The organism is Nocardioides aquaticus (genome assembly GCF_018459925.1).
GTDB classification, from domain to species: domain Bacteria; phylum Actinomycetota; class Actinomycetes; order Propionibacteriales; family Nocardioidaceae; genus Nocardioides; species Nocardioides aquaticus.
Window position 1 is genome coordinate 3,556,038 of sequence record NZ_CP075371.1, and the last position, 16,151, is coordinate 3,572,188.

At 74.2% G+C, this 16,151-nt stretch carries 20 protein-coding genes, 1 tRNA gene and 1 pseudogene; 5 read left to right on the plus strand and 17 right to left on the minus strand.

All coding sequences use genetic code 11. The annotated features are described in order from the left end of the window. The first annotated feature begins 23 nt into the window (after nt 1–23). A complete protein-coding gene (locus ENKNEFLB_RS17145) occupies nt 24–1,457 on the plus strand; it encodes an MFS transporter (RefSeq protein WP_214056486.1) in 1,434 nt (477 codons plus the stop codon). On the opposite strand, the gene ENKNEFLB_RS17150 is transcribed toward ENKNEFLB_RS17145, so the two are convergent. The 11 genes and pseudogenes from ENKNEFLB_RS17150 to ENKNEFLB_RS17210 all read right to left on the minus strand — a co-directional run bounded on the left by ENKNEFLB_RS17150 (nt 1,429) and on the right by ENKNEFLB_RS17210 (nt 9,191). After that, nucleotides 1,429–1,701 carry a sensor histidine kinase gene (locus ENKNEFLB_RS17150; RefSeq protein WP_214056487.1) on the minus strand — a complete coding sequence of 91 codons (273 nt, stop codon included), beginning with the start codon at nt 1,699–1,701 and terminating at the stop codon, nt 1,429–1,431. The two genes, ENKNEFLB_RS17145 and ENKNEFLB_RS17150, sit on opposite strands and share 29 nt — an antisense overlap. 284 nt (nt 1,702–1,985) lie before the next feature. Further along, nucleotides 1,986–3,425: pseudogene (locus ENKNEFLB_RS23245) on the minus strand (PAS domain S-box protein); the annotation flags it as partial. Nucleotides 3,426–3,510: 85 nt separating this feature from the next. Continuing rightward, nucleotides 3,511–4,965, minus strand: a complete 1,455-nt coding sequence (locus ENKNEFLB_RS17170) for a sensor histidine kinase (RefSeq protein WP_214056488.1) — start codon at nt 4,963–4,965, stop codon at nt 3,511–3,513. After that, the gene (locus ENKNEFLB_RS17175; protein ID WP_275955901.1) at nt 4,962–5,681 is read right to left on the minus strand and encodes a response regulator transcription factor; all 720 of its coding nucleotides are present in this window, start codon (nt 5,679–5,681) and stop codon (nt 4,962–4,964) included. Before ENKNEFLB_RS17175 ends, ENKNEFLB_RS17170 begins: the two co-directional genes overlap by 4 nt. Before the next feature lie 45 nt (nt 5,682–5,726). After that, the gene (locus ENKNEFLB_RS17180) at nt 5,727–6,014 is read right to left on the minus strand and encodes a hypothetical protein (RefSeq protein ID WP_214056489.1); all 288 of its coding nucleotides are present in this window, start codon (nt 6,012–6,014) and stop codon (nt 5,727–5,729) included. Between the two features lie 111 nt (nt 6,015–6,125). Further along, on the minus strand, nt 6,126–6,425 hold the full coding sequence (locus tag ENKNEFLB_RS17185; RefSeq protein WP_214056490.1) for a GroES family chaperonin: 300 nt from the start codon (nt 6,423–6,425) through the stop codon (nt 6,126–6,128). An 11-nt stretch (nt 6,426–6,436) separates the two neighbouring features. Then, a complete protein-coding gene (locus ENKNEFLB_RS17190; RefSeq protein WP_246535632.1) occupies nt 6,437–6,685 on the minus strand; it encodes a DUF3618 domain-containing protein in 249 nt (82 codons plus the stop codon). Then, entirely contained in the window at nt 6,682–7,437 is a 756-nt protein-coding gene (locus ENKNEFLB_RS17195) for an energy-coupling factor ABC transporter ATP-binding protein (RefSeq protein WP_214056491.1), read from the minus strand. The genes ENKNEFLB_RS17190 and ENKNEFLB_RS17195 overlap by 4 nt, the downstream gene beginning before the upstream one ends. A gap of 22 nt (nt 7,438–7,459) precedes the next feature. Next, nucleotides 7,460–8,128, minus strand: a complete 669-nt coding sequence (cbiQ, locus tag ENKNEFLB_RS17200) for a cobalt ECF transporter T component CbiQ (protein WP_214056492.1) — start codon at nt 8,126–8,128, stop codon at nt 7,460–7,462. Further along, the gene (locus ENKNEFLB_RS17205) at nt 8,128–8,478 is read right to left on the minus strand and encodes a PDGLE domain-containing protein (protein WP_214056493.1); all 351 of its coding nucleotides are present in this window, start codon (nt 8,476–8,478) and stop codon (nt 8,128–8,130) included. Before ENKNEFLB_RS17205 ends, cbiQ begins: the two co-directional genes overlap by 1 nt. After that, nucleotides 8,475–9,191, minus strand: coding sequence for an energy-coupling factor ABC transporter permease (locus ENKNEFLB_RS17210; RefSeq protein WP_214056494.1), 717 nt, complete (start codon nt 9,189–9,191; stop codon nt 8,475–8,477). Before ENKNEFLB_RS17210 ends, ENKNEFLB_RS17205 begins: the two co-directional genes overlap by 4 nt. Nucleotides 9,192–9,308: 117 nt before the next feature. Here ENKNEFLB_RS17210 and bcp point away from each other — a divergent pair, with 117 nt between their 5' ends. Together bcp and ENKNEFLB_RS17220 are read left to right on the plus strand one after the other, a co-directional pair. Next, complete coding sequence (bcp, locus tag ENKNEFLB_RS17215) at nt 9,309–9,794, plus strand: thioredoxin-dependent thiol peroxidase (protein WP_214056495.1); 486 nt, start codon at nt 9,309–9,311, stop codon at nt 9,792–9,794. 49 nt (nt 9,795–9,843) lie between these two features. Further along, nucleotides 9,844–9,925 (plus strand) — tRNA-Leu (locus ENKNEFLB_RS17220). A 15-nt stretch (nt 9,926–9,940) separates the two neighbouring features. On the opposite strand, the gene ENKNEFLB_RS17225 is transcribed toward ENKNEFLB_RS17220, so the two are convergent. The 6 genes from ENKNEFLB_RS17225 to ENKNEFLB_RS17250 are packed head-to-tail and all read right to left on the minus strand — an operon-like array spanning nt 9,941 to nt 14,170. Further along, nucleotides 9,941–10,522, minus strand: coding sequence for a 1-acyl-sn-glycerol-3-phosphate acyltransferase (locus ENKNEFLB_RS17225; RefSeq protein WP_214056496.1), 582 nt, complete (start codon nt 10,520–10,522; stop codon nt 9,941–9,943). 39 nt (nt 10,523–10,561) lie between these two features. Next, entirely contained in the window at nt 10,562–11,059 is a 498-nt protein-coding gene (locus tag ENKNEFLB_RS17230) for an NUDIX domain-containing protein (protein WP_338040920.1), read from the minus strand. Further along, on the minus strand, nt 11,060–11,671 hold the full coding sequence (locus ENKNEFLB_RS17235) for a non-canonical purine NTP pyrophosphatase (RefSeq protein ID WP_214056498.1): 612 nt from the start codon (nt 11,669–11,671) through the stop codon (nt 11,060–11,062). Continuing rightward, complete coding sequence (gene rph, locus ENKNEFLB_RS17240; RefSeq protein ID WP_214056499.1) at nt 11,668–12,390, minus strand: ribonuclease PH; 723 nt, start codon at nt 12,388–12,390, stop codon at nt 11,668–11,670. Before rph ends, ENKNEFLB_RS17235 begins: the two co-directional genes overlap by 4 nt. 41 nt (nt 12,391–12,431) lie before the next feature. After that, nucleotides 12,432–13,247 (minus strand): ABC transporter permease, encoded by an 816-nt coding sequence (locus tag ENKNEFLB_RS17245; protein WP_214056500.1) that lies wholly within the window; start codon nt 13,245–13,247, stop codon nt 12,432–12,434. Continuing rightward, complete coding sequence (locus ENKNEFLB_RS17250) at nt 13,244–14,170, minus strand: ABC transporter ATP-binding protein (protein WP_214056501.1); 927 nt, start codon at nt 14,168–14,170, stop codon at nt 13,244–13,246. Before ENKNEFLB_RS17250 ends, ENKNEFLB_RS17245 begins: the two co-directional genes overlap by 4 nt. A 130-nt stretch (nt 14,171–14,300) precedes the next feature. Between ENKNEFLB_RS17250 and ENKNEFLB_RS17255 the strand changes: the two genes are divergently transcribed. Both ENKNEFLB_RS17255 and ENKNEFLB_RS17260 read left to right on the plus strand, forming a co-directional pair. Further along, on the plus strand, nt 14,301–15,470 hold the full coding sequence (locus ENKNEFLB_RS17255) for a sensor histidine kinase (RefSeq protein ID WP_246535633.1): 1,170 nt from the start codon (nt 14,301–14,303) through the stop codon (nt 15,468–15,470). Continuing rightward, entirely contained in the window at nt 15,467–16,147 is a 681-nt protein-coding gene (locus tag ENKNEFLB_RS17260) for a response regulator transcription factor (RefSeq protein ID WP_214056502.1), read from the plus strand. Before ENKNEFLB_RS17255 ends, ENKNEFLB_RS17260 begins: the two co-directional genes overlap by 4 nt. The last annotated feature ends 4 nt before the right edge of the window (nt 16,148–16,151 follow it).

Genomic DNA, 16,151 nt, shown 5'->3' on the forward strand with positions numbered 1-16,151 from the left:
ACCCTCCCCAGGAGCCCCTCACCGTGTCCCCCGCCACGCGCCGCCGCCAGCGGGTGACCTTCGCCGTCCTCACCGTCGCGGTGGGCGCCTTCGCCCTCCTGCAGTCGATGGTGGTGCCGGTGCTGTCGCTGATCCAGGTCGAGTACGACACCGACCAGTCGACGGTGACGTGGGTGCTCACCGCGTACCTGCTCTCCGCCTCCGTCGCGACGCCGCTGCTCGGCCGGATCGGTGACGTGGTGGGCAAGAAGCGGATGCTGGTCGTCACGCTGCTCGCGCTCGCGGTGGGCTCGCTCCTGGCCGCGCTCGCGCCGAGCATCGGCTGGCTGATCGCGGCCCGCGTCGTCCAGGGCGCGGGGGGCGGCGTGCTGCCGCTGTCGTTCGGGATCATCCGGGACGAGTTCGGCGACAAGATGACCGGCGCGCTGTCGGTGCTGGCCTCCCTGACGGCCGTGGGCTTCGGCCTAGGCATCGTCGTCGCCGGCCCGGTCGTCGAGACCCTCGGCTACCACTGGCTGTTCTGGCTCCCGATGGGCGCCACCCTCCTGGCGGCCGCCGGCGCCGCCCGCTTCGTGCCGGAGTCCCCGCGCGGGGCGGCCACCCGCCTGCCGCTGGCCCCGGCCGTGCTGCTGGCCGGCTGGCTGGTGGCGCTGCTGCTCCCGGTCAGCCAGGGCAACACCTGGGGCTGGGGCTCGCCCCGCGTGATCGGGCTGCTGGCCCTCTCGGCGGTGCTCGCGGCGGCGTGGATCCGGCTCGAGACCCGCGTCCGCGTCCCGCTCATCGACATGCACATGATGCGTCGACGCGGGGTCTGGACGACCAACCTGGTGACGCTGTTCGTGGGCTTCGGCCTCTTCGCCTCCTTCGGCTTCCTGCCCCAGCTCCTGCAGACGCCGGAGTCCTCGGGGTACGGGTTCGGCGCGTCGGTGACCGTGTCCGGCCAGCTGCTGCTCCCCTCCGCGGTGGCAAGCTTCCTCGTCGGGTTCACCACCTCGCGGCTGATGGGGCGCTTCGGGGCCCGCGCGGTCATCCTCACCGGCGCCCTCATCTCCGGGTTGTCCTACCTGAGCCTCGCGCTCTTCCACGACACGGTGCTCCAGATCCTGGTCGGCATCACCGCCCAGGGCCTCGGCACCGGCCTGGTCATCTCCAGCAGCGCATCGGTGGTCATCGCCTCCGTGCCGGCCTCCCAGACCGGGGTGGCCAGCGGGATGAACGCCAACATCCGCACCATCGGCGGCTCGATCGGCTCGGCCGTCATGGCCGGCGTCGTCACCGCCCGTACGGGCCCGGGCGGCTTCCCCGCCGAGAGCGGCTACACCGTCGGCTTCGGCCTGCTGGCGTTCTTCCTGCTGGTCGCGACCCTGGCCGCCACCCGGGTGCCGGACCTCCACCGCACCGGCGCCGTGGCCCCTCAGGACGACGAGGTCAGCGAGCCGGCGCCAGCGGGAGCGTGACGACGAAGGTGGTGCCCTTCCCGACCTCGGACTCCACCTCGATCGTCCCGTCGTGGCGCTGCACGACCCCCTGGACGATCGCCAGGCCGAGACCGCTGCCGGGGATGGAGGAGTCCCGCACCGTGGAGGAGCGGAAGAAGCGGGTGAAGAGCAGCTCGAGCTCCTCGGACGGGATGCCGATGCCGGTGTCGCGCACGCACAGGCGGACCCGCTCGGCGTCGCCGTGCTCGATCTCGACGACCACCTCGCCCCCGACGGCGTGAACTTCACCGCGTTCCCGACCAGGTTGATCACCACGCCTTCCAGCGCCTGACGGTCCCCGGTGACGAGCGGACCCGGCCCGTGCGGTGCGGGCAGGCGGAGGGAGACACCGGCCTGGTCGGCCTGCGGCGCCACCACCGCGCACCCGGACCTCACCACCTCGAGCAGCGGCACCGGATCACCGGTGCCCACCGGGTCCGGCGCGTCGTTCATCCGGGCGAGCGTCAGCAGGTCGTCGACCAGGGCCAGCAGCCGGCCGCTGTTGGCCTCCACCCGCGCCACGGCGCCACGCTGGTTGCGCGAGAGCTCGCCGAACTGGCCGTCCCCGAGCATCTCGAGGTAGCCCACGATGCTGGTCACGGGCGTGCGCAGCTCGTGGCTGACGGTGGAGATGAAGGAGTCCTTCAGCGCGTCGACCTCCTTCATCCGGGTCAGGGCGCGCTCCGTGGCCCGCTGGGCCTCCAGCTGCTCGGTGACGTCCTCCGAGGTGCTGACCCAGCCGGTGACCGAGCCCCGGTCGTCGACGATCTCGGCCAGGGTGGTCAGGTGCACGCGCTCCTCGTCGTCGCTGCGCCGGTACGCCAGCAGGGTGCGGTCGTGGGCGCGGTCCACGAGGGCGCCGAGCACGGTGGCGTACTCGGCGGCGACCCCGATCTCCGCGGCCTTCACCCGGATCGCCTCGTCCGAGTGCAGGAAGTGGCCGGTACGGCCCAGGACGTCCTCGGAGCGGTAACCCAGCAGGCGCTCGGCGCCGGGGTTGAACAGGGTGATCCGGCCCTGCTCGTCGGTGCCGATGATCGCGACCCCCCGGGCGGCGTCGACCACGCTGGCCAGCTTGTCGCGCTCGCTGGCGGCCTCCCGGTCGGAGGTGCGTCGCAGGCTCACCATCAGCACCAGCGGGATCACCACGAGCGCGCAGCCCACGACGTAGAGCTGCAGCAGCACCGCGACGACCTCGGGCGCCGTCCCCGGCGGCAGCCACGCGACGGGGCCGCGGCCGAGCGTGTAGAGGGTGCACGAGATGCCGGCGACGACGAGCACCTGGGCCAGGGCCTGCCAGGTCCCCAACCGCAGCGCGCCCCACACCAGCAGCGGCATCACGAGGAACCCGAGCGCCGGGACGTCGTCGACCACGAACACCATCGGGGAGACCAGCAGCACCGCCAGCCAGGCCAGCACCTGCTCGCGACGCTCGGCGCCGGGTGGCTCGACCCTCGGTGCGAGGAAGAACGGCAGCACGACCAGCTGCGAGGACAGGTGCGTGGCCCCGACTGCCAGCGCCACCAGGGCCGGGTCGCCGAACCCGGTCGCTGTCGTCGTGGCCAGCGCCACCAGGGCGGCGGTGGACGCCCCGAGCACGGAGGCGGTGGCGTACCGGTCGAGGTCGGCGAAGCTGTGCAGCCGGGGTCGCTCGCGGCCGCTGGCGGTGAGGACCAGCCAGACGACGGTGACCTCGGCGGCGATCCCGAGTGCCGAGGCCGCGGCGGCGTCGACCGGCCGACCGCCGGCCCAGGTCCCGAGGAACGCGACGACCGCGAGCGGCGGCAGCCACGCCCAGGCCCGGCGCCCGGCCAGCAGCAGGACGCCCGAGGCGACGCCGACCGGCCACAGGTCGCCGCCGTGCAGGCCTGCGGGCGCGGCGAGGACCGCGCACCAGCCGACGACACCGACGAGGAGCAGGAGGCCGGCTGTCCACCAGTCCCGCATGACCCTCCCGGACGCTCGGCTCGCGGGGACCCCTGCCCCGAGGCTCCGATCCTCGCACCCGGTCGGGACCCCCGCGCGCGGACCGTCAGGATCGGGCCGGATCCGAGGACGGTGGTACGGACACCGCCCCGGGCAGGCGTACCTCCACGGTGGTGTCGCCGGGCGCGCTGCGCAGCCGGACCGTGCCGCCGTGCGCGGTGACGACCGCCTCGACCAGCGACAGGCCCAAGCCGACCCCGCCCGGCCCGGGACCGCCGCCCGCGCCGCGGTGGCGTGCCGGGTCGCCCCGGACGAAGCGCTCGAAGGCGTGCGCGGCCACGGCCGGGTCGAACCCGGGGCCGTCGTCGTGGACCGCGAACCCGCCGGCGTCGCCGACGACGGAGACCTCGGTGCCCCCCGGGGTGTACTTGCGGGCGTTGGTGAGCAGGTTCGTCACCACCTGGTGCAGCCGCAGCGCGTCCCCGGGAACCTCCACCGGCTCCGCCGGGAGCTCCAGGCGCCAGCGGTGGCCCGGGGCCAGGACCTGGGCGTCGGCCACGGCCTCGACCAGGAGCCGGCTGAGGTCGACCGGGGCCTGCTCCAGCGGCCGGCCGGAGTCGAGCCGTGCCAGCAGGAGCAGGTCCTCCACGAGCGCGGTCATCCGGTGGGACTCCTCCTCCACCTTGGCCAGCGCGGTCCGTGCTGCGGCGGCGTCGTCGGGCCGCCGCCGGGCCAGCTCGCTGTAGCCGGCGATGGTGGCCAACGGCGTGCGCAGCTCGTGCGAGGCGTCGGCCACGAACTGGCGCACCTGCAGCTCCGAGCGCTGCCGCGCCGCGAGCGCCGCCCCGACGTGGTCCAGCAGCATGTCGAGCGCGGCGCCCACCTGGCCCACCTCGGTCCGGTCGTCGACGAGGTGGGCGGGCACCCGCTCCCCGAGGTCCACCTCGCCGGAGTCGAGCCGCAGCCCGGCGACGCCACGCGCCGTCGCGGCGACCTCGCGCAGCGGCCGGAGCTGACGTCGGACCAGCCAGCCGCCGGCCGTGAGGGCGAGCAGGGCCACCGCACCCCCCACGCCGGCCTGCACGAGGACCAGCCGGGTCACCACCTCGGTGACCTGCTCCTCGGGCAGCGCGCTCACCACCACACCGCCCGTCGTGGCCTCCGCGGCCGCCCGGTACGAGCCGAGCCCGGGCAGGTCGACCTGGCGGACCTCACCGTCCGACGGCACCTCGGTCAGCACCGCCAGCGCGTCGTCGGGGAGCTCCTCGTCGCCGTCGGTGCCCAGGATCCTGCCGCCGACCCCGCCCTGGTCGGTCCGCACGGCGGTCACCGCCCCGAGCGGCACCCCCGGGGGCAGGTCTCCCTGCGGCGGGGGGCTGCCGAGGACCTCGCCCGGGCCGGGGATCCGCTCGAGCGATTGGGTGACGTCGCGGTCCAGCCGCTCGAGCAGGTAGGACCGGGTCGCGAGGGTCGCCACCGCCGCCACCACCAGGGTGGTCAGCACCGTCAGCAGGACCACGGTCGCGACCAGCCGGGCGGTGAGCGTGCGCGGGTGCCTCACGCGGCCGGCTTCAGGACGTAGCCCGCGCCGCGCATCGTGTGGATCATCGGCTCGCGCCCGGCGTCGAGCTTCTTGCGCAGGTAGGAGATGTAGAGCTCGACGACGTTGGCCTGCCCGCCGAAGTCGTAGTGCCAGACCCGGTCCAGGATGTGCGCCTTGCTGAGCACCCGGCGGGGGTTCAGCATCAGGAACCGCAGCAGCTCGAACTCGGTGGCCGTCAGGGTGATCTCCTCCCCCGCCCGGGTCACCTCCCGGCTGTCCTCGTCGAGCTGCAGGTCGCCGACCGTCAGCACCGACGAGGTGCTGGCCTGCGCCGCGCCCGCCCGACGCACCAGCGCCCGCAGCCGAGCGACGACCTCCTCGAGCGAGAAGGGCTTGGTGACGTAGTCGTCCCCGCCGGCGGTCAGCCCGGCCACCCGGTCCTCGACGGCGTCCCGGGCGGTCAGGAACAGCACCGGGACCGCGTCGTCCTGCGCACGCAGGCGCCGCAGCACCTCCAGTCCGTCGATGTCGGGCAGCATCATGTCCAGCACCACCACGTCCGGACGCAGGTCGCGCCCCGTGGCCACGGCCGCGGTCCCGGTGTGCGCGGTCGCGACCCGCCAGCCCTCGTAGCGCAGCGCCATCGCGACCAGCTCGGCCAGGTTCTCCTCGTCGTCGACGACGAGGACCCGCAGCGGCGTCCCGTCGACCCGGGTCAGCTCCATGGAGGTCATGCTGCCTGCTCGGCCTGTGAGTCGGCTGTGGACGCGCTGCGGTCCTCAGGTCCGCGGCAGGACCTCGGCCGTCGCGTCCGGCACGTCCGGCACGCCACCGGTGGGTCCACCACCAGGCGGTCCGGGCGGCACCTGGTCGGGTCCGGCGTCCTCGACCTGCTCGACGGCCGGCACCCGCTCGCCGCCGTCCGTCGAGCTGCCGGCGGCGTACCCGGCCCCGCCGCCGGCCAGCAGCAGCCCGGCGGCGATGCCCCCGGCGAGGCCGTGGCGGCGCCAGCGCAGCCCGGTCGGCCGGGTCCTCCAGGGTGGTCGGGTCTGCTCGTCGTCGCTCACGCCGGCTCCTCGGGTCGCGGCCGGCGGGGTCGCCGGGCTCGTACGACCGAGCGTGGCGCGCGCCGCTGGGCGGGTGCTGCGGACCGCCTGTGCCGGGCCTGTGCGTCCGGGCTAGAGGTAGAGGCCGGTGCTCTCGGGCTCGAGCCGCTCGGCGGCGACGGCGTGCACGTCGCGCTCGCGCAGCACGACGTAGGTCTCGCCCTGCACCTCGACCTCGGCCTTCTCGGCCGGGTCGAACAGGACCCGGTCGCCCGCCTCCACCGCACGCGCGTGCGGTCCCACCGCGACGACCCGGGACCAGGCCAGGCGCTGGGCGCCCATCGCCGCGGTCGCCGGGATGACGATCCCACCGGACGAGCGCCGCTCGCCCTCCTCCGGGTCCACCTCGACCAGCACGCGGTCGTGGAGCATCCGGATGGGGGTCAGGACGCGACCTTGCGCACCACGACGAAGAGCAGGACGACGCCGGCGACGGCCCCGACGGTCTTCAGGATGTTGTCGGTGCGCGGCTCGCCGGTGGCGGCGTCGACGTAGTGGCCCTTCACGGCCGCCACCTCGCGCTGGACGATGGTCTTGGGGTGGGACCGGTAGAGCAGCTGGTCGATCGTCGTCGCCAGGCGCTCCCGGGTCTCCTCGATCTCGCGCTCGAGGTCCGACATCTGGTTGCTCACCGGGGCAGGCTACCAATGCGCCGGGGGTCGAAGCCCCACGGGAGCTCCAGTCGGTGCGTGGCCATCAGCTCGTCGTCGGTGAGCACCTCGAGAGTGGGGGCGTCGGCGACCACCTGGCCGTCGCTCAGCACCACCGCGCGCGAGCAGAGCTCGAGGGCGTACGGCAGGTCGTGGGTGACCATCAGGACGGTCACGTCGAGCGAGCGCAGGATGTCGGCCAGCTCGCGGCGCGAGGCCGGGTCGAGGTTCGAGGACGGCTCGTCGAGCACCAGGATCTCGGGCTCCATGGCCAGCACGGTGGCGACGGCGACACGGCGACGCTGGCCGAAGGAGAGGTGGTGCGGCGGGCGGTCGGCGTACTCCGCCATCCCGACCTGCTCCAGGGCCGCGGCGACGCGGCGGTCCAGCTCAGCGCCCTTGAGCCCGAGGTTGGCCGGACCGAAGCCGACGTCGGCGCGGACCGAGCCCATGAAGAGCTGGTCGTCGGGGTCCTGGAAGACGATGCCGACCCGGCGGCGGACCTCTTGCAGGTTCTTCTTCTCGACCGGCAGCCCGCTGACGTGGACGCTGCCGGCCCCGCCGCCGAGGATGCCGTTGAGGTGCAGCACCAGGGTGGTCTTGCCCGCACCGTTGGGCCCGAGCAGCGCGACCCGCTCGCCCTGGTGGACGTGCAGGTCGACCCCGAACAGGGCCTGGTGCCCGTCGGGGTAGGCGAAGGCGAGCCCCCGGACGTCCAGCACGGGCGTGGTCACGCGGGTCGTCTCCTCGGGTCGGTCATCGGGGCAGCTCCCCGTCGTAGCCGCGGCTGAGCATGGCCAGGTGGACCCGCTCGCCGCGCTCGTAGGAGCGGATGAACAAGGCTCCCATGGAGCGCGCCAGCGTCGGCCAGTGCCGCGGCGAGCGCGGGTCGCAGCCGCGGGAGCGCATCGAGGTGGTCATCCGGGCGAGGTCGGCGGTGACGACGTCGAGGTAGCGCAGCATGAACGACATGATCTGGACCAGCAGGTCGGGCATCCGCAGCCGACGCAGCCCGCCCAGCACGTCGGCCGGCTCGGTGGTGGCCGCCATGGTCAGCGAGGCCAGCACGCCGAGGGTGCCCTTGGCGGCGAGGCCGCCGGCGGCGACCAGGCCGGGCTCGGAGACCGACAGGAACCCGATCTCGACCCGCGGCCCGGTGGCCACGAACGGCAGCAGCACCGCGAAGACCAGGAACGGGACCTCGATCCACATCCGGCGAGCCAGGTAGCCGAGCGGCACCTGGGCGAGCAGGACGACGCCGAGCAGCACGGCGAGCAGCACCGGGTACGCCGCCCACCACCCGGGCGGGACCGCGACGGCCAGCAGCACGAAGCCCAGCAGCGCGAGGAGCTTGAGGTGCGCCGGTGCCCGGTGGACCCGGCTGTGGCCGTGGTAGTGGAGCCGGTGGCCGTGCCCGGCGCCCATCAGCGCCCGGCGTCGACGGAGGTAGAACGTCGCCCGGGGCTGTCCGGGTCCTCGGCCCGGTCGCCGCGCCGGCGGATCGCCCAGAACAGGCCGCCGGACAGCCCGAGCACGGCGGTGACGCCGATCAGGCCGGCCAGGCCCCCGGAGACGCGCTCGTCGTCCACGCCGCGGGTCTGGTAGTCGGCCAGCGGCGAGTCGGCGGTGGCGGAGTCCTCGGCGCTGTCCAGGAAGCCGGTCGTCTCGGCCACGTACTCCAGCCCGTCGGGGTGGCTGCTGGCGTAGAAGCTCAGGCCCCCGGCCAGCACCAGCGTGACCAGCAGGGCCACGACGGCCAGGCGGCGCCCGCTCATGCCACCTCCTCCGTCCGGGCCTGGCCGGCGACCGCGGACGGACGCACCTCGAGGGTGCGCGCCGAGACGAGCCGCCGCGCGCCGTGGACCAGGTCGGGGCGGACCGCGACGACGGACCCGACGACCAGCCCGGTCACCACCGCCTCGCCGACCCCGATCACCACGTGCCAGCCGACCATCGCGGCGAGCACGGCGCCGGTGTCGATCGGGGCGTTGCCACCGACGACGAAGAGCAGGGTGAAGACGGTCGCGGCGGCCGGCACCGAGACCAGCGCGCCGACGGCGGCGGCCGGCGCCACCGAACCGAGCCGGCGGGGCAGCACGAGCAGGGCGAGCCGGAACACCGCGTACCCGACGAAGCAGCCCACGACCCCCATCAGCGTGATGTTGGTGCCCAGCGCGGTGACGCCTCCGTCGGCCATGAAGAGGGCTTGGACCAGGAGCACCACGCTCAGGCAGAGCATCCCTGTCCACGGCCCGACCAGGACCGCGGCGAGCGCACCGCCGATGAGGTGGCCGCTGGTGCCGGCGCCGACGGGGAAGTTGATCATCTGGCCGGCGAAGACGAAGGCCGCGACCAGGCCGGCCATCGGCGCGGTCCGGTCGTCGAGCTCGCCGCGCGCCTTGCGCAGGGCCACGGCGATGCCCGCCGCGGCGACGACGCCGGTGGCCACCGAGGTGGGGGCGTCGAGGAAACCGTCTGGGACGTGCACGTCGGACCTCCGCGGGGTCGGTGTCAGCTGCTCGGTAGGTTGAGAGGGTCGGGCACGCCCAACGTACGCTATTGCGACTCGCTCGCAGCAACTCTCCGACCGGACAGGACCCTCCCCGTGACGCAGCCAGCGCAGCCCTCCCGCCTCTCCCCCGGCGACGTGGCGCCCGACTTCACCCTGCCCAGCGACACCGGCGAGCAGGTCACGCTGTCCTCGCTTCGCGGGCGCAAGGTGGTCGTCTACTTCTACCCGGCCGCGATGACCCCGGGCTGCACCACGCAGGCCTGTGACTTCTCGGAGTCCCTGGGCTCGTTGGAGGCACAGGGCTACACCGTGCTCGGGGTCTCCCCCGACGCCCCCGAGAAGCTCGCCCGCTTCCGGGAGCGGGACGGGCTCTCGATCACGCTCCTGTCCGACGCCGACAAGCAGGTGATGAGCGCCTGGGGCGCCTTCGGGGAGAAGAAGAACTACGGCAAGGTCGTCCAGGGCGTCATCCGCTCCACCCTGGTGCTCGACGAGGACGGCGTGGTGACGCTGGCGCAGTACAACGTGCGGGCCACCGGGCACGTCGCGAAGCTGCGCCGCGACCTCGCCCTGGCCTGAGCCACCGGCGGGCGTCCCGGCGGCCGTCTCCTAGGATCGGGCCGCTCACGCCGGAGTGGTGGAACTGGCAGACACGCAGGATTTAGGTTCCTGTGCCTTCGGGCGTGCGGGTTCGAGTCCCGTCTCCGGCACGGTGGGCACGCGCGTCAGGCGCGGTCCTCCTCCTTGAGCCGCGGCGGCGTGGTCAGCTCGGGGTGGATGCCGGTCTTGTCGGCGTAGAACTCCCGGATCCGGTCCATGTCGGCGCGGACGTCGCCGGACAGCTCGAAGGTCGGGCCCCAGCCGACCCGGCGCGTCGGGCGGTCGATGTAGGCCAGCGTCACCGGCAGGCCGGTCTGCTGCGCGATCCGGTAGAAGCCGGACTTCCAGTGCTCGGCCTTGCTGCGGGTGCCCTCGGCGGCCAGCCCGAGCAGGAACGAGTCCTCGGTGCGCGCGTCGGCGACGAGGCGACGGATCGTCCCGCCCGGGTCCTTGCGGTCCAGCGGCACCGCGCCGGTGGCGCGCAGCAGCGGGCCGAGCGGGCCGACGAACAGCTCCTTCTTCACCAGGAGCCGGATCACGATCTTGCTCTCCCAGGCCAGCAGGAGGGTGAGCACCCAGTCCCAGTTTGAGGTGTGCGGCGCCCCCACGAGCACGCCCCGGCGGGGCACCTCGCCGACGGCGCGCCAGCGCACGGCGCCGAGCAGGAGGCGGGACAGGGAGCGTCGGACGAGGAAGGGTCGGGCCACGCAGGGACTGTAGTGGGCCCGGGGCGACGGTCCTGCGGGCTAGCAGTCGCCGTCGCCGCCCTGGAGCGCGCCCAGGATGATCGGCAGGATCTCCGGATGCGCCAGACCCAGGCCCGCGAGGTCACCTGCCGCGCACCAGCGGAGCTCGTCGTGCTCGTCAGGTGCGGCATTGACCACCTCGCCCTCCCACCGGGTGACGAGGAACCCGTCCATCTCGAGGTGGGGGTCGTCCACCGAGATCGGGATGGGCGACGGGTCGATGATGTGCACGCCGAGCTCCTCGAGGCACTCTCGGACGACGGCTCGGTGGGGCGACTCGCCTCCGTCGACGTGTCCGCCGACGAGGTCCCAGCAGTCGGGGTACCACCGACGCGAGGGGTGACGATGCCCCAGGAGCACGAGCCCGTCGTGCACCAGTGCGGCGACGGCGATCCGGGTCCGAGCCGGGGCCACCGTGCCGGCAGCGCAGTCATGGGCCTCATCACGGCCTGCAGACCGTACGCAGGCACACGACCCACGGGACGGGCGCTGCCCCACCTACGCCGTCAACGCCTCGCGGGCCAGCGGGGCCAGCAGGCGGAGCGCCTCACCGCGGTGCGAGATGGCGTCCTTCTCCTCCGGGGACAGCTCGGCGGTCGTCCGACCCGGGGCCGAGTCGGCCTCGAAGAGCACGTCGTAGCCGAAGCCGCCGCTGCCGGCGACCTCGCGGCGTACGGACCCCGGCATGACGCCCTCGGTGATCAGCTCGCGCCCTCCGGGCAGGCACAGGGCGACCGCGCAGGCGAAGTGGCCACGACGGCGGGCGTCGGGCACGTCGACGAGCTGCGCCAGGAGCAGGGCGTTGTTGCGCTCGTCGCTCTTCGGCGGGCCCGCCCAGCGGGCCGAGAGCACGCCGGGCATCCCGTTCAGGGCGTCCACGCACAGGCCGCTGTCGTCGGCCAGGGTCGGCAGGCCGGTGGCCACGAAGCCGGCCCGGGCCTTGACCAGCGCGTTGCCGGCGAAGGTGGGGGCGTCCTCGACCGGCTCGTCGTAGGCGTCGACCGCGTCCAGCCCGACGACCTCGAGATCCGGCACGACGTCACCGAGGATGCGCTGCATCTCCGCGATCTTCTTGGCGTTGCGCGAGGCCAGGTGGACCGTGGTGGTCACGTCCGCGACTCCGTCTGCAGACGGGTGAGGTCGGCGCAGCCCTTCTCGGCCAGGCCGAGCAGCGCGTCCAGCTCGGCGCGGTCGAAGGGAGCGCCCTCGGCGGTTCCCTGCACCTCGACGAACGAGCCGGTGCCGGTCATCACGACGTTCATGTCGGTCTCGGCGCGGACGTCCTCCTCGTACGGGAGGTCGAGCCGGGCCACGCCGTCGATGATCCCGACGCTGATCGCGGCCACCGACCCGGTCAGCGGCTCGCCCTTGAGGGACCCCGCCGCGCGCAGGTGGTCCACGGCGTCGGCCAGCGCGACCCAGGCACCGGTGATGGCGGCGGTCCGGGTGCCGCCGTCGGCCTGCAGCACGTCGCAGTCGAGCTGGATCGTGTTCTCCCCGAGCGCCTTGTAGTCGACGACCGCGCGCAGCGACCGGCCGACCAGGCGGCTGATCTCGTGGGTGCGTCCCCCGATCCGGCCCTTGACCGACTCGCGGTCCGACCGGGTGTGGGTGGCGGCCGGGAGCATGGCGTACTCGGCGGTCACCCAGCCGAGCCCGGAGCCCTTGCGCCAGCGCGGGACGCCCTCGGAGGCCGAGGCCGCGCAGAGCACCTTGGTGCCCCCGAACTCGACCAGGACGGACCCGGCCGCGTGGTCAAGCCAGTTCCGGGTGATCCTCACCTGGCGGAGCTCGTCGTCGGCCCGACCGTCTGCGCGCTTCGTCGTCATACGAGCACGCTACTGGTCGCTGCGGTCGGGCCGACGGCGGCTTACTTCGGCTCTGCCCGGAGCAGGCGGAGCAGCCCGATCACGAAGGGGACGACCAGCCAGATCGTGCCGGAGACGAGCAGCTGGGCGAGGAGCTCCCCGCTCGGGGCGCCCTCGTCGACGAACATCAGCTGCTGGGCGGTGTTGAACTCGATCCACGGCGCCAGGTCGGCGAACCACTCCTGGAACGCCGACAGGATGCCGACCGCCAGCGGCAGCACCAGCGTGTAGATGAAGTAGGTGACGATCGCCGCGGCGCTGTTCATCAGCAGCATGCCGATCGCGAACCCGGTCAGGATGCCGATCAGGTTGGCCACCAGGAAGCCCTTGACGAGCAGCTCGGCGGTCAACGACCAGTCGCCCCCGCCGATCAGCGTGCCGAGCGCGGCGACCAGGGCCGCGACGGCGATCAGCGCCGCCCCCAGGATCAGCCCGGCGACGAACTTGGCGCCGACCACCCGCCCGCGGTGCGGCTCGAGGGTGAAGGTGGTCAGGCCGGTGCGCTGGCTCCACTCGCTGGTGACCATCAGGATCAGCAGCACCGGCAGGAAGTAGCCCAGGACCGCCCCCGAGACGCCGACGACGTCGCCGAAGTCGGTGGACCCCTCGGGTGCCGCGAAGGCGTAGATCACCACCACGACGAGGCACAGCGCCACGATGGCGGCGGTGAACCAGCGGCCGGCGCGGGTGTCGAGCGCCTTGCGGAGCTCGACCGAGACCAGGCGGGTGAACGGGACGGCGGGGGTGCCGCTGACGTCGAGGACGCCGGTGGGCGTCGGTGCGGTGGTGCCGGACGTGCCGGTCATGTCGGTGCTCATGCGGTGGCTCCCTGCTGGGTCGCGGCGACGGGGTGGCCCTCGCGCTGGGTGTCCTCGGTCAGCTCCAGGAAGAGGTCCTCGAGGCCGCCGGAGCCGGAGCGGAGGTCGGTGAGGACCACGCCGGCCTGCAGGGCGGCCCGGCCGACCTCGGCGGGGGCGCACGGCACGCGCAGGCCCTCGCCGGCCGGGGTCGGCTCGTACCCGGCCCGGGCGAGCGCGGCGCCGAGCGCCGCGTCGTCCTCGGAGGAGACCAGCGTGGCGCTGGCCCGGCCGGCGAGCAGCGACCTCTTGTCGCCCTGGGCGACGATCCTGCCGCGCCCGATCAGGATCATCTCGTCGGCGATCATCTCGACCTCGTGCAGCAGGTGGCTGGAGAGCAGCACCGTGCCGCCGCGGTCGGCGTAGCCCCCGAGCAGCCCGCGCATCCACCGGATGCCCGCGGGGTCCAGGCCGTTGGCCGGCTCGTCGAGGATCAGCACCGACGGGTCGCCCAGCAGCGCGTGGGCGATGCCGAGCCGCTGCCGCATCCCGAGCGAGTAGTTGCGCACCCGCCGCTTGGACTCGGTGCCGCTCAGCGAGACCAGCTCGAGCATCTCGTCGACCCGCGAGTCGGGCAGGCCCATGGTGCGGGCGCCGATGGTGAGGACCTCGCGGCCGGTCCGCCCGGCGTGCTGGGCCGAGGCGTCCAGCAGGACACCCACGTGCCGCCCCGGGTTGGGGATGTCGGCGTAGGGCAGGCCGCCGATGCGCACGCTGCCCGAGGTGGCCGGGGTGAGCCCGACCATGATCCGCATCGACGTGGTCTTCCCCGCACCGTTCGGCCCGAGGAAGCCGGTGACCCGACCCGGGCGTGCGGTGAAGCTGACGTCGTCGACGGCGGCGAACCCGCCGTACTTCTTGGTGAGGTGCTCGACCGTGATCATGGCCCCAGCCTGGCCTGCGGGGACCCGCCGCGCATCGGTCCGGCGTCCCGACACACCCCCGACCTAAGTAGGGGTCTCCTCGCGCCCGGGGCCCCGGGCGCCGACCGCCCGGAGTCCCTAGCCTGGGTACGTGGCCCCGGACCGACCCGAGCAGCAGCTGCAGCCCCCGCTGACCGCGTGGGGCCAGGCGTGGCGGCTCGTGCTGTGCGTCGCGATCAGCGCGATGGCCTGGACGCCCTACGCCGAGGCGCAGTGGGACACCCGTCCCGGGTTGTTCTGGCTCGACGGCCTCGTCGGCGTCGCCGCCCTCGTCGCCGTGCTCTGGCGGCGACGATGGCCGTTGCCGGTCGCGCTGGCGCTCAACGCCGCCACGGTCGTCTCGGGCGCCGCCGCCGGGCCGGCCACCCTGGCGCTGGTCTCGCTGGCCACCCGGCGGCGGGCGCTGCCGGTCGCCGCGGTCGCGGTCGTCGCCTTCGCCGGCGGGATGGTCTACATCCAGACCACGCCGAGCACCGAGGCGCGCGAGCCGTGGCTGGACGCGACCGTGACCGTGATCGCACTGGTGGCCACCGTCGTCCTCGGCCTCTACCTCGGGGCGCGGCGCGAGCTGCTGTGGACGCTGCGCCAGCGGGCGGAGAGGGCCGAGGCCGAGCAGGAGCTGCGCGCCACCCGGGCCCGGGAGAACGAACGGGCCCGGATCGCGCGGGAGATGCACGACGTGCTGGCCCACCGGATCTCGCAGATCTCGATGCACGCCGGCGCCCTGGCCTACCGCTCCGACCTCGGCCCCGACCAGCTGCGGGGGCAGGCGGAGGTCATCCAGAGCGCGGCCAACGAGGCGCTGGCCGACCTGCGCGGGGTCCTGGGGGTGCTGCGCGACTCCGAGACCGGGGTGCCGCTCGAGCGGCCCCAGCCGACCTGGGACGACCTGAGGGACCTGGTCGCCGAGGCGCGCGCCGCGGGGCAGCACGTCGAGGTCGTCGACCGCGTCGACGACGCGCACCCGGTGCCCGACCCGGTCGCCCGCACCGTCTACCGGATCGTCCAGGAGGGCCTGACGAACGCCGGCCGCCACGCCCCTGGGGCCCTGCTCACCGTCGACCTGGCGGGCTGTCCCGCGGAGGGGATGACGGTCCGGCTCCGCAACCCGCGCGGCTTCGGCCAGCGTGACACCAGCGGTGCCGGGCTCGGCCTGGTCGGGCTGAGCGAGCGGGCCGTGCTGCGCGGCGGGTGGCTCGAGTCGGGGACGTCGGGGCGCGACTTCGAGCTGCACGCGTGGCTGCCGTGGGCGGCGGCATGAGCGGCGGCACGGGAGGGGTGGCCCCGCCGACCCGGGTGCTCGTGGTCGACGACGACGCGCTGGTCCGCTCGGCGCTGGTGCTGATGCTCGGCGGCGAGCCCGACCTCGAGGTCGTCGGCGAGGCGGCCGACGGCAGGCAGGCCGTGGACCGGGCAGCCGCGACCCGCGCGCACGTCGTGCTGATGGACATCCGGATGCCGGTGATGGGCGGGCTGGAGGCGACCCGCGTCCTGTGCGCCACCCCCGGCGCCCCCCGGGTGATCGTGCTGACGACCTTCGACGCCGACGACTACGTGGTGGAGGCGGTCGGCGCCGGCGCCGACGGCTTCCTGCTCAAGGACACCCCGCCGGCCGAGATCGTCGCCGCCGTGCGCGCGGTGGCCGCGGGCGAGCCGATGCTGTCGCCGTCGGCCACCCGCGCCCTGGTCGCCGCCGCCCGACGGCGACCGGCCGACGACCGCGGCCAGGCGGCCCGGGCACGCCTGGACCGGCTGACCGAGCGCGAGGCCGAGGTCGCCGACGCGGTGGCCCGTGGGCTGAGCAACTCCGAGGTGGCCGCCGAGCTGTGCCTCTCGGTGGCCACGGTCAAGGCCCACGTCTCTCGGCTCTTCGACAAGCTCGGTGCCGTCAACCGGGTGCAGATCGCGATCTGCGTCCACGACGCCCGGGCCGGCTGAGGTG

Coding starts and splice junctions, on each gene's coding strand:
- ENKNEFLB_RS17185 (WP_214056490.1), bottom strand. CDS start 6,425: ATGCTCCACGACCGCGTGCTGGTCGAGGTGGACCCGGAGGAGGGCGAG.
- ENKNEFLB_RS17205 (WP_214056493.1), bottom strand. CDS start 8,478: ATGAGCGGGCGCCGCCTGGCCGTCGTGGCCCTGCTGGTCACGCTGGTG.
- ENKNEFLB_RS17260 (WP_214056502.1), top strand. CDS start 15,467: ATGAGCGGCGGCACGGGAGGGGTGGCCCCGCCGACCCGGGTGCTCGTG.
- ENKNEFLB_RS17250 (WP_214056501.1), bottom strand. CDS start 14,170: ATGATCACGGTCGAGCACCTCACCAAGAAGTACGGCGGGTTCGCCGCC.
- cbiQ (WP_214056492.1), bottom strand. CDS start 8,128: ATGGGCGCCGGGCACGGCCACCGGCTCCACTACCACGGCCACAGCCGG.
- ENKNEFLB_RS17175 (WP_275955901.1), bottom strand. CDS start 5,681: ATGACCTCCATGGAGCTGACCCGGGTCGACGGGACGCCGCTGCGGGTC.
- rph (WP_214056499.1), bottom strand. CDS start 12,390: ATGACGACGAAGCGCGCAGACGGTCGGGCCGACGACGAGCTCCGCCAG.
- ENKNEFLB_RS17245 (WP_214056500.1), bottom strand. CDS start 13,247: ATGAGCACCGACATGACCGGCACGTCCGGCACCACCGCACCGACGCCC.